Origin of the sequence: Kosakonia sp. MH5, assembly GCF_009935945.1 — a bacterium.
Classification (GTDB): Bacteria; Pseudomonadota; Gammaproteobacteria; order Enterobacterales; family Enterobacteriaceae; genus Kosakonia; species Kosakonia radicincitans.
In genome coordinates, this window is the sequence record NZ_QODH01000008.1 from 59395 (window position 1) to 71071 (window position 11677).

An 11677-nucleotide genomic window follows, 5' to 3' on the forward strand; every position below is an offset into this window, starting at 1 on the left:
AGTTAAAAATGCAATTAACTAAAATACAGTGAAATATTAAGGATAATATTATGAAAGAACTTAATTCTATTGAAATGCGTGAAGTTTCTGGTGCTGGCATGCTGTCAGATGCGGCTGGTCTGCTCGGCAGCGGTATTGGTGCGATTGTGGATATGGTTATGGGCGGTAAAAGCACAGCAGCTGCAGATGCTGGCCGCAACATGGCTGAAAGCATCGCCGGAATCGTTGAATCTGGCTTCGGTATTATTAACAATATCTTCAACAGCATTTTCGGCGGTCTGTTCGGCAAGAAAAAATAAATTATTAATACCCTCTGATAGCTAAGCGCCATTAGTTATTATTTGATGTTTATGTTTGGTGGCATTCCGTATGGGATGCCACTTTTTTATTTGTGAAGAAAAAAGATACTTTTGCTCTTCATAAATAAAAAAGTGGCTTGTTATATTTTGATGGTATTTTTTAGGAAATTTATCGATTACGATCGCTGGACAGAAAAATGACTTCAGCAGATAATTTCGCTTAACAACTCAGTATAACGTTTGTCGTTATTAGCAATAATAACAAAAGAAAGCGGATAGTAATAATTTTCGATTGCTGTTTCGCATTTAAATAAGTAAACATTAAGGATAATAGTCATGAAAGAACTCAATACTGTAGAAATGAAAGAAGTTTCAGGTGCCGGTTTTTTAGCTGATACCGCTGGCATGCTCGGTGGGGGTATCGGTGCTATCGTTGACCTGGCTCTGGGTAGCAAAAACACTGCGGCAGCTGATGCAGGCCGTAATATTGGTAAAGGCATTGGCGGTATTGTTGAAGCTGGCATCAATGCAATTACCTCTTTCTTCGGCGGTCTGTTCGGTAAAAAAAGCGACTAATCCCCGCTAAGCATCATTTATTAATACTCTGGTAGCTCCTCTCATAAGTGATATTCCATCCGGAATATCACTTATTTTTTATGTGACTGCATGTCCTCTTTCTTTATCAATCTAAAATAACGGCTGGCATGCGCTCACTATGTGCATCATGTTAATTTCCATTTTTCTATACAATATGACTAATGATATTTACCAGGTTGGTCGTTTTTTTAATTCTTACCAGAATTCGACATACTGTTTTAGGAAAAATATCTCTCACTCTTTATAGACAGCGAGAAGTGTTTTAAGAGATACTTTGCTCAACGAATAAAGCAGAGTTTAAATCATTTTATAAACAATTTTATGAGCGGCGAGAAATTAGACTCTACAAACCACAGCCGTATATTATAAAGAGCATTAAGATTAAGGATGATAAATATGAAAGAACTCAACGCAATTGAAATGCAGGAGGTTTCAGGCTCTGGCATTTTATCGACTGTAGGTAGTATGGTCGGCGCAGGTATCGGTAGTATCTTTGATGCTATTATCCCTGGTGAAAGCACACTCGTGACTGACGCTTGCCGTACTATTGGCCGGTTTATTGGTGCAATCGCTGAAAATCCTCTGGGAGTATTTGGCGTTATATTGGGTAACTTACTAAACCGAAATAACGGCTGATAATTCGAAAAGACATTTTTAATTAACCGATCACGGGTGCTACTCCATATCGGGTAACACTTTTGATCTCTGAATCGGAGTTTCCCTTCGATTTATTACAATACCAAGGAGTATGTATGAAAGAGCTTAATAATAACGAAATGATGGCCGTTTCCGGTGCTGGCTTCTTATCAAATGCCGCTGGTGCATTTGGTGGTGGCCTGGGTGGCATCGTTGACCTTTTCCTGGGTGGTAAAAATACCACGTTCTCTGATGCCGGCCGTAGCATTTGCGAAAGCGTCGCAGGCGTTGTCGAATCAGGTTACAACATGGTTAAAAACGCCGTTAGCAGTCTGTTCGGCGGGCTTTTCGGTATGTTTGGTTCGAAAGATCAATAATCTGTCAGGTCTTCCTGAAAGATAATAGATTCTATTTTTAATTTACTGAATGAGAGTGATATTCCGGGTGGAATAACACTTCTGGTTTTCATGGGTAGAGTAATTATTCTGCCCCTTTACACAAAAAGGAGTTTTTATGAAAGAGCTTAACAATAACGAAATGATGGCCGTTTCTGGCGCGGGTTTTCTGTCTGATACTGCTGGCATGATCGGTGGCTCTCTGGGCGGTCTTGTTGACGCAATCCTGGGCGGCGACAAAACCACTTTTGCTGATATGGGCCGTAAAACCTGCCAGGCAGTTGCCGGCTTCATCGAATCTGGCTTTGGTATCATTAAAAACCTGTTCGGCGGCCTGTTTGGCTCCAAAGCGTAATTAACGAAGAATAACTCCATCGGTGAAATTCCAGCGGGAATATCATTGATGAAAAATGACCACGGAGCGAATACTCCGATTTTAAAATATAAGGAAATATCATGAAAGTACTGAACACTAATGAAATGATGGCTGTTTCTGGCGCAGGTTTTCTGTCTGATACTGCTGGCATGATCGGTGGTTCTCTGGGCGGTCTTGTTGACGCAATCCTGGGTGGCGACAAAACCACTTTTGCTGATATGGGCCGTAAAACCTGCCAGGCAGTTGCCGGTTTCATCGAATCTGGCTTTGGTATCATTAAAAACCTGTTCGGCGGCCTGTTTGGCTCCAAAGCTTAATTAATCTGCCAATAATTTCTGACAGAAAATTATCTCCATTTTTAATTAACTGACTGTCGATGGCATTTCGTTAAAATATCACTGACAGTCATCCAGGCTGGGGTTAACGCTCCAGCCTGTTTTAGAATGTAAGGGATTATTGTGAAAGAATTAACTAAAAATGAAATGCAGGCGGTTTCCGGTGCGGGTCTGTTCGACTCTGTTCTGGGAATAGTTGGCAACATTTTTGAACCGGTGCGCAACGCCATTGGCGGCGCTATTTACAACGTCTTATCACCGATCCTTACGCCGGTACTCAACGCGGTTGCACAAGGTGTGGGTGGGGTTCTGGCAAAGTTTATTGAGCTTTTGGGCAATAAACTGAACGACGACTTTGGTCCTAAGCAGTAATTATTAGCAATCCGTCTTCGCTTTTATATTGATTTATTTAAGTGGCATTAATGATAAATGCCACTTTTTTAGTAAAAATGAAACGCCGTTTTGTGGCGCATCTCGATTTTACATCGATAGCTTAATGGTACATAAGCATTTTCCTCAAGGAGAGACTTATGTTCCGGATACCTAAAACTGCTGCATTCGCCATTTTCTTTACCACGCATATCGCTTTTGCTTCCACCATGCATTTTCCGATCTGGCCAACAGATGAAGCGCCTGGTGCGAAAAACAGTCCGGTCAGTTATTCACTGCTTGAGCGGAGTAAAGACCCAACGCTGCCGGACAGGGCAGTGACCGGCATCCGTGCGCCGCAAATGACCGTTTACCTGCCGCAACAACCAAACGGCATTGCATTGCTGGTCATACCGGGCGGCTCCTACAAACGCGTCGTGCTGGATAAAGAGGGCAGTGATTTAGCCCCGCAGTTCAACGCACGTGGTTACACTCTGTTTGTAATGACCTACCGGATGCCGGAAGATGGCCATGCCGAAGGTGCCGATGCGCCACTGGCCGACGCGCAGAGAGCGCTGCGAACCCTGCGCGCCCGCGCGGCCGAATGGAAGATCAACCCGCACAAAATTGGCGTGATGGGATTCTCGGCTGGCGGGCACGTCGCGGCCAGTCTGGAAACGCGCTATGAAGAAACGGTTTACCGGGCAACGGACAGTATTGATAAGCAGAGTGCACGGCCTGATTTTGCTGTGCTCGGCTATCCGGTGATCTCGATGGAAAGTGCAATTGCCCATCCCGGTTCACGTAAAGCGCTGATTGGCGATAACCCAACCGCACAGCAAATTAAACGCTACTCACCGGAACAGAATGTGACTGCGCAAACACCGCCAACGTTCTTGCTGCACGCCATTGATGATCCGTCCGTGCCGGTCGCCAATTCGCTGGTGATGTTCAATGCGCTGCATGCCCATCACGTACTAACGGAGTTGCATCTGTTCAGTAAAGGGCAGCATGGATTTGGCGTTCGCGGTGTGAAAAACCAGCCAGCCGCCGTGTGGCCGCAACTGGCGATGAACTGGATCGAAGCGTTACCGCAGTAACCGCCAGCTTATTCGCCGGCGGTAATGCGCTTGCCGCTGGCGACAAAATTACCGCCGCCCAGATGATGAATGGTATTCAGTTTGTCGTCATCAAACTGCCAGCGTCCGTTGATAAAAGCCCGTTCGTCGGCAGCCGCAGAAACGACTTCGCCAAACAGCGTATCATATTTCTCCTGCGCGGCAGTGGGTGGCAACAGGCGACACTCCATCCACGCCAGACATTTCTCTTCAATCACCGGCAGCCCAAGTACCGGACCGGCAAACGCCGGGATCCCATAGCAGTTGAATTTATCTTCATCGCGCCCGGTAATGCTGCCGACCGCGTAACTCCAGTTAGTCGCTGCCACACCAGGCACCACAATGCCGAACATGCCGCTACGCTCAATCAATTCGCGTGACCAGGCGCTTTTGTCCACCACAATCGCGATACGCGGCGGGGAAAACTCCACCGGCATCGACCAGGCCGCAGCCATCACATTACGGCGATCGATCTGTTCATCACGGCTGGTAATCAAAATCGTCGGGCCATGGTTTAACAGGCGGCTGGCGTGCTCTAATGCCACAGGACGAAAATAGCTCATAAACGGCTCCTTTGTGCATGATTTTCCGGCATTAAATGACTGTTCTGCCACCAAAAGCCAGCGCAGAGCAGGGGAAAAGGACTATCCGGCACTTTTTGCAACGACAATCTTCCCGCGCCCTTGTTCTTTCGCCATATAGAGCGCCAGATCGGCGGCGCGCACCAGATTATCGGCCCGGGCATGGCGCGGCCAGGTAGCCAGCCCAATAGAGACTGAAACCGGGCCAATATCCTGCGATTCATACAGCATGTGATGGTTAAATACATTACGCAGCAGCGCTTCGGCAACAATCTTCGCCTGTGCTTCATCGACGCCCGGCAAAATAATCAGAAATTCCTCGCCGCCATAGCGGAACGCAATGCTGTTCTCATCCAGCGTTTCGGTGATCAGTTTCGCCATTTCGCGCAACACTTTATCACCGGCTTCGTGACCGTATTGATCGTTGAGTTTTTTGAAGTAATCCACGTCCAGCATCAGGCAACTGAGCGTGCTGTTCTCCACCATTGCCTGATCGATCATATTTCGCAACGTCTCTTCCAGGCTGTAGCGGTTGCGCAGGCCAGTCAGCGGATCATACGTCGCTCTTTCCGTCAGAGTATCGCGCAGGATCTGGTTGGCTAACGCCAGCGCCAGCGTTTCTGCCAGCAACTCCAGATAGGCATATGGTGGCTCTTTACCCGGTGTGTAATTATCAAAGGTCAGCAAGCCAATGCTCTTATTTTGCGCATTGAGCGGCACGCAGATTGCCCGCGACGCCAGTTCCGGCAAAATATGTTCGCACGGCATATCCACGGTGTCTTTGCCAGGACTGTGGAGTTGCCCGCGTTTCAGCGCCCAGCAATATTCCGGTGGGAAAGTGGCATCGTCGCCGGGCGGCAACCCCCAGCGCACCACGCATTTCATACGATTAGTCCGCGTATTCAGCACATAAAGCCGACCGCCCATTTCCGGGATGATTTGCGGCGCAAAACGGTCAACCACACGGAAAATGGCGCTGTGTGTATCGCACCCCTGCAAACGCTGGGTCATGCGCGCCAGCAGGGTGCGCGTAGCCCATTCCTTGTCGCGCTCCTGCTCAAGCCGCTGCCTGGCAAGGCCGTTTTCACGGAAAATGTGGATCGCCTGCGCCATATCGCCAATCTCATCCACCTGCGCCAGCACCGGCGCTTCGACGTTGTAATCCTGCGTCGCCAGCCGGTTCACCACATCACTGAGCGTCACCACCGGGCGCAGAATACGGTGTTTGATAATAAAGCCGAGCACAAACAAGAACAGCAGCGCGGTCACACCGACCATCACTTCCGATAAAGTGCGCAGACGCAGCGAGAGTGACGTAGCTTCTTTGATGGCAGCCTGCGTGCGCTGATCCACCAGGCTGCGGAAATGGGCAAAGCGGTATTCGGCCTCTTCAAGCTTTTCTTCGTAGCTGCCACTGAATAGCAGATTAACGCCGTCGACGCCTTTGCCGTTTTGCACATCCTCAATGGCGATACGCTGCTCTTCTTCAAGCTGGTCGAGGGTGGTAAGCCCGTCCCGCAGAAGCAGAATTTCTTCATCAGATGCACCGCTGTCACGCATTGCAGCCAGCCGGTTTTCCAGGTTTATGTCCTGTTCCCGGCGGGTTTTCCAGCTCTGTACCGTTTCAGGTGTAAATTTGATTACCGCATCACGCGCCATATCGCTGAGCGCAAAGGCTTCTCTCTCCAGATCGTCGATCAAGGTATCAAACGTCCGGCTTTGCGCCACCGTGTCGCGCTCTTTGTGTTCGGCGCCTGAAGCTATAAACAACGCAACGCCGGAGGTCAATGTCAGTGCCACTGTCGCGATGTAAGCATAATTAGTGATCGTTGCGATACGCACGAGAAACCCTTTTTAAAGACGGTGGAGAAGTATGCCTTTCAGTTTAGACATTCGGTTAAAAATCAACGCGCAATAATGACGTCATTTCTTCGTCACAATCCCTGCCTATAGTCTGCCGCATCAAATCCCAAAGAGGATAACAAGATGTTTACTCCCCTGACTTTTGTGCAGGTGGATGCGACCCGTCGGCTGAAAACCACGGGTGGATCACGGCTTCCCGCTGCGGAGGCCGCTGATGTTCGCATTCACTGACATCCGGCTGCAAGGTGTTTCCTACGCCTTCGGCACACATACCGTGCTTAATCACATCGATTTGCATATCCAGCCTGGCAGCATCGTTGCGCTGCTTGGGCCTTCCGGCTGCGGCAAAAGCACGCTGTTGCGATTGCTGGCAGGTTTGAACGAACCGGCAGAAGGTGAAATCTGGTTTGGCGATCGCCTGGTCGCGAAAGCGGGCTGGTCGCTACCGCCGGAAGCGCGCGATATCGGCATGGTTTTCCAGGATTACGCCCTGTGGCCGCATATGAGCGTGGCGCAAAACGTTGCCTTTCCGCTGAAGATGCGCAACGTACCGCGCGGTGAACGCGAACAGCGCGTAATGCAGGCGCTCAGTATGGTCGGGCTGGCGGAGTTGGCCCAGCGCAAACCGGCCGGGCTTTCTGGCGGCCAGCAGCAGCGCGTCGCGCTGGCGCGGGCGATAGTCGCCGAACCTGGCGTGCTGCTGTTCGATGAACCGCTCTCCAATCTCGATAGCGTACTGCGAGAATCTTTGTGCCATGAGATGGCGCGCCTGCTGCGCCAGCTCGGTACAACGGCCGTTTATGTCACGCACGATCGCCGGGAAGCCGAATGGCTCGCCGATCGCATCGTGCATTTAGCATCCGGAAAGGTGGAATCCGTCAGAAACATCACTTCATCCTCAGGGGAAATCGCATGAAAGCCTTACTGTCCGTGAAAAAAGGAGTCGCTTTAGCCATGGTGTTGTCGTCCATGATGATGTCCAGCGCGCATGCGCTGACCGTTTATACCGCAGGTCCCGGTTCGCTGGCGAAAAGCCTGGCCACCGGGTTCGAGCAAAAAACCGGTGTGAAGGTCAATATTTTCCAGGCTACCACCGGCAAAGTGATGGCGCGCCTCGAAGCTGAACAGGCCAATCCGCAGGCCGATATTCTGATTTCAGCCTCCTGGGATACGGCGGAAGATCTGCATCATCGCGGTTGGTTGCTGCCGTTTTCCAGCGCCAATGCAGATAAGGTTCCTGCCGCACTGAAAAGTGCGGATTATGTCGCGCAGGGCGTCTCTGCACTGGGCATTGTCTGGAACACCAAAAGCGGCACGCCGGAACCGAAAGAGTGGCAGGATCTGACGTCGGCAGCCTTCAAAGATAAAGTCACTACGCCAGATCCGGCGCTGTCCGGGGCCTCGCTGGATTTGCTGATCGGTCTGCAAAACGGCATGGGTGAGAAAGCCTGGCAACTGTTTGATGCACTGAAAAGCAACGGCATGGTGGTCAGCGGCCCGAACGCGCAGGCGGTAACGCCGGTAATGCAGGGGGCGAAAGCCGCCGTCTTTGGCGCTGTTGATTACGTCACTTACGGCAATATCGCGCAGGGTGAGTCGCTGAAAGTGATCTTCCCGGCCAGCGGCACGGTGATTGCGCCGCGCCCGATGATGATCCTCAAAACCACCCAGCATGCCGATGACGCAAAAGCGTTTGTTGATTACGTCCTGTCGCCGGAAGGGCAGAACATGGTTGCCGATGCCTGGTTGATGCCAGCGCGTACGGATGTGGAAGCAAAACGCCCGCTGTTTACCGAACTCAAGATTCTGCCGACACAAAGCAGCGGTACCAGCGAGCGCGGCGACGTTCTGAAGCGTTTTAACGCCCTGTTTGCGAAGTAATCCACGCCATTTCTAGCGGGGGCAACCCCGCTTTCAGGATACCTGCTGTGAACCAGAAACTGATTGCGCAGGTGACGATAGGGCTGCTGGTGATACTGGTTGCGCTACCGTTACTGTTTATTCTCTTACAGGCGGTGTTTCCGCAGTTTAGCGCCGGGAATTTTAGCGGCGCGTTTTCCGGCATTCCGCTCCTGCTGGCGGAACCGCAACTGTCGTTAATGCTTGGCGGTACGCTGCAAATCGCCACTGGCGTGGCACTGCTGAGTGTGGTCATCGGCTTGCCGCTCGGCGTGGTGCGCGGGCTGTTTGACCTGCCGTGGCCAAAAGCCTGGGATCTGCTGTTTCTGATCCCGTTTTTAACGCCGCCTTATATTGCCGCCTTATCGTGGATGCTGGTCCTGCAAACGCAGGGCTATCTGATGCAGCTTACCGGGATCGATCTCAATAATTTGTTGTTCAGTAAAACCGGTATCGTGCTGGTCATGACACTGAACATTTTCCCGGTAGTCTATTTTGCCGTATCGCGCAGTTTGCTGGCCAGCGGGCAGCGGCTGGCGCAAGTCGCCCGCGTTCATGGTGCCACACCGTGGAAGGCGTTTTGCCATATCACACTGCCATTACTTTCTCCGGCACTGGCGGCAGGGATGTTGCTGGCGTTTACCCTCGCGGTGGAAGAGTTCGGCGTTCCGGCGGCGCTTGGTTCCCGGGCGGGCGTAGTGATGTTGACCGTCGGCATTGAAGAGAAGCTGGCAGACTGGCCGATCGACTTGCCGGGCGCATCGATCCTGTCGGTGATGTTGATCGCTATTGCGCTCTGCGGCTGGTGGCTGCAACGTCTGTTGACGGGCGATCAAGACGTGACCAGCGTCTCCGGCAAACCCACCGAACATGTGGGTGCGAAACTGGGCTTTTTCACGCTGCCGGTACTGTTGGTTATGAGTTGTGTGGGGTTTCTGGCCGTAGTGCTGCCGGGCCTGTCGATGGCGTTAAGCGGCTTTAGCGCAACGCTTTCCGGCGGACTGACGCTGGATAATCTGACAGTTAAACACTTTGCGGCGCTCTTCGCCCAACGCGGTGATGCGCTGCCTGCACTCGGTACCAGCTTATCGCTGGCGCTGGGCGCGGCGCTGCTCACCGGGTTACTCGGGCTGTGTGCCGCCTGGCTGGTGGTGATGCAGAAGATAAAAGGGCGCGCGGTGATCGATGCGCTGTCGCTGATGCCTGCGGCGCTGCCCGGCGTGGTGGTGGGTGTCGGGTTGATCTTATTGTGGAACCGCAGTTTCTGGCCGGTTTCGCCGTACAACACCTGGGGGATTTTACTTATCTCTTATTGTTGCCTGCTGTTACCGTGGCCGGTGCGCTATATCGGCAGCGCCATGCGTCAGTTAGGCGGTAACCTCGAACCGGCAGCGCGAGTACACGGTGCCAGCGCATTTCAGGCGCTGCGTCTGATTGTGCTGCCGCTGATCTTCCCGGCGATGCTGGCAGCAATGCTGATGGTCTTCGCGATTGCTTCACGCGAACTGGTGACATCGCTGCTGCTGTCGCCCGCAGGGACGCAAACCGTCGCGGTGTTTATCTGGCGGCAATTTGAGCAGGGTTCGGTAGGGCAAGGAATGGCAATGGCCACGCTGACGCTGATCGTCGGGCTGGCGTTAATGCTGACAGCGCTGTGGCTCCTGCAGCGCAACACAAAGCATTAAGAGGGCACGAAATCGCCTGTCGGCGCAAAAAAATGCGGTATAACAAAGGGACACCACGCACAAGGAGCCTGTATGACCCCTTTTTTGACCGCTTATCTGGCCCGGATTGGCTGGAATTTTACGCCCGATGTCTCACTTGAAACGCTGCGGGCGCTGCATTTGCAGCATAACGGCGCCATTCCCTTTGAAAACCTTGATGTTGTTTTGCCACGTGAAATCGAACTCAGCGATGAAGCCCTCTTTCAAAAACTGGTCGTCGCCCGGCGCGGCGGCTACTGCTTTGAGCAGAACGGGCTGTTTGAACGTGCGCTGAAAGAGGTCGGTTTTACGGTACGCAGCCTGTTAGGGCGGGTGATCATTTCCAATCCGCCACAGATGCCGCCGCGCACCCATCGCGTTCTGCTGGTTACCCTGGAGGGTGAGCAGTGGATTGCTGATGTCGGTTTTGGCGGGCAAACCCTGACCGCGCCGATTCGTCTGCTGGCAGAGGTGGAACAGGCAACGCCGCACGGTCTTTATCGGCTGCAACGCGCAGGTGAAGACTGGGTGTTGCAGTTCCGCCATCATCAACGCTGGCAATCGATGTATCAGTTTGAAACCGGGCCGCAGTACCAGGCCGATTTCGTGATGGGTAATTTCCACTCCGCCCACTGGCCCGCATCGCATTTTCGCCACCATCTGCTGACGTGCCGCCATCTGCCGGACGGCGAAAAGCTGACGCTGACCAATTTCCACTTCACGCACTGGAAAAAAGGGCAGGTTGAGGAAGATAAGGTGCTGGCGGATGTTCCGGCGTTGTACGAAACCTTGCAAACACGTTTCGGGCTGGGCGTCAGCGATCCGCAGTACGGTTTCAGCGTCCAGCAACTCGAAGCGGTCATGAGCCGCTTCGACTTAAACGGTGAACACGCTTAACACAGCTCTTTTGCTATCATTACCGCCAGATGGCGATTGAAGGCCGCTTCATCGACATCTGGCATGCCCAGCATGCAAATCCCGTCCATACCGCAGACCAGCGCAATCAAACGCCAGGCGATATTTTCGGCGCTGTCGCTGTCGGAAAACGCGCCCGCCGCGCGGCCAAGGTTTATCAACTGAACCACTTTGACATGCCACATTTCGAGGGTGGTCAGATAAGCCCCTTTGAACTCCGGATCTTTATTCGCCAGCAGCAACGCTTCGCGCCACAAATGCACATAGGGTTCAAGACCACCTTCATCGCTGCCCAGCATGGCATGCAGTTGATCGCGCCACGGCGCGCTGGCAGGCAATAGCTCCACATTCAGCAGTTCGTCAATCAGACGAATAAAAGCCTGCGCCTTTAACGCATTTGCCGACGCGAAATGGTGGTGGACTTGCCCGGTCGCCACCCCGGCTTCGGTGGCGATTCGGCGCACTGTCATGGCGGAAAATCCCTCCGCTAACGCGACGCGCATGGCGGCTTTGAGGATCACCTCCCGGCGATCGTCGCGGTTTAAATAGCGCATATAACCTCGGTTCAATGGATGCGAAACGGAGTGTAAC

Annotated in this window: 15 protein-coding genes; 12 read left to right on the top strand and 3 right to left on the bottom strand. The window is 52.4% G+C overall.

Going from position 1 to position 11677, the window contains the following annotated elements; genetic code table 11:
- The first annotated feature begins 50 nt into the window (after positions 1-50).
- From DK872_RS19675 to DK872_RS19710, 8 genes are all read left to right on the top strand, one after another.
- A complete protein-coding gene (locus DK872_RS19675; protein WP_007375112.1) occupies positions 51-299 on the top strand; it encodes a hypothetical protein in 249 nt (82 codons plus the stop codon).
- Positions 300-635: 336 nt separating this feature from the next.
- A complete protein-coding gene (locus DK872_RS19680; protein WP_007375110.1) occupies positions 636-875 on the top strand; it encodes a hypothetical protein in 240 nt (79 codons plus the stop codon).
- Positions 876-1292: 417 nt separating this feature from the next.
- On the top strand, positions 1293-1532 hold the full coding sequence (locus tag DK872_RS19685) for a hypothetical protein (RefSeq protein WP_035885681.1): 240 nt from the start codon (positions 1293-1295) through the stop codon (positions 1530-1532).
- 116 nt (positions 1533-1648) lie between these two features.
- Positions 1649-1909, top strand: coding sequence for a hypothetical protein (locus DK872_RS19690; RefSeq protein WP_007375109.1), 261 nt, complete (start codon positions 1649-1651; stop codon positions 1907-1909).
- Positions 1910-2045: 136 nt separating this feature from the next.
- Entirely contained in the window at positions 2046-2282 is a 237-nt protein-coding gene (locus DK872_RS19695) for a hypothetical protein (protein ID WP_007375108.1), read from the top strand.
- 101 nt (positions 2283-2383) lie between these two features.
- Positions 2384-2620, top strand: coding sequence for a hypothetical protein (locus tag DK872_RS19700; RefSeq protein WP_007375107.1), 237 nt, complete (start codon positions 2384-2386; stop codon positions 2618-2620).
- 141 nt (positions 2621-2761) lie between these two features.
- Positions 2762-3010 (top strand): bacteriocin, encoded by a 249-nt coding sequence (locus DK872_RS19705; RefSeq protein ID WP_007375106.1) that lies wholly within the window; start codon positions 2762-2764, stop codon positions 3008-3010.
- A gap of 158 nt (positions 3011-3168) precedes the next feature.
- On the top strand, positions 3169-4107 hold the full coding sequence (locus DK872_RS19710; RefSeq protein WP_035885682.1) for an alpha/beta hydrolase: 939 nt from the start codon (positions 3169-3171) through the stop codon (positions 4105-4107).
- A gap of 8 nt (positions 4108-4115) precedes the next feature.
- On the opposite strand, the gene DK872_RS19715 is transcribed toward DK872_RS19710, so the two are convergent.
- Both DK872_RS19715 and DK872_RS19720 read right to left on the bottom strand, forming a co-directional pair.
- Positions 4116-4688 carry a flavin reductase family protein gene (locus tag DK872_RS19715; protein WP_007375104.1) on the bottom strand — a complete coding sequence of 191 codons (573 nt, stop codon included), beginning with the start codon at positions 4686-4688 and terminating at the stop codon, positions 4116-4118.
- A gap of 81 nt (positions 4689-4769) precedes the next feature.
- The gene (locus tag DK872_RS19720) at positions 4770-6548 is read right to left on the bottom strand and encodes a sensor domain-containing diguanylate cyclase (protein WP_007375103.1); all 1779 of its coding nucleotides are present in this window, start codon (positions 6546-6548) and stop codon (positions 4770-4772) included.
- Positions 6549-6783: 235 nt separating this feature from the next.
- On the opposite strand from DK872_RS19720, the gene DK872_RS19725 reads away from it, so the two are divergent.
- The 4 genes from DK872_RS19725 (at position 6784) to DK872_RS19740 (ending at position 11068) form a co-directional block, all read left to right on the top strand.
- Positions 6784-7485, top strand: coding sequence for an ABC transporter ATP-binding protein (locus tag DK872_RS19725; RefSeq protein WP_071920818.1), 702 nt, complete (start codon positions 6784-6786; stop codon positions 7483-7485).
- The gene (locus DK872_RS19730) at positions 7482-8450 is read left to right on the top strand and encodes an ABC transporter substrate-binding protein (protein ID WP_071920817.1); all 969 of its coding nucleotides are present in this window, start codon (positions 7482-7484) and stop codon (positions 8448-8450) included. The genes DK872_RS19725 and DK872_RS19730 overlap by 4 nt, the downstream gene beginning before the upstream one ends.
- Positions 8451-8497: 47 nt before the next feature.
- Positions 8498-10153, top strand: coding sequence for an iron ABC transporter permease (locus DK872_RS19735; protein ID WP_161518736.1), 1656 nt, complete (start codon positions 8498-8500; stop codon positions 10151-10153).
- Positions 10154-10225: 72 nt separating this feature from the next.
- Positions 10226-11068, top strand: coding sequence for an arylamine N-acetyltransferase (locus DK872_RS19740; RefSeq protein WP_161518737.1), 843 nt, complete (start codon positions 10226-10228; stop codon positions 11066-11068).
- Here the strand turns inward: DK872_RS19740 and DK872_RS19745 are convergent.
- Positions 11065-11640, bottom strand: a complete 576-nt coding sequence (locus DK872_RS19745) for a TetR family transcriptional regulator (protein WP_007375098.1) — start codon at positions 11638-11640, stop codon at positions 11065-11067. The two genes, DK872_RS19740 and DK872_RS19745, sit on opposite strands and share 4 nt — an antisense overlap.
- Positions 11641-11677: the final 37 nt, after the last annotated feature.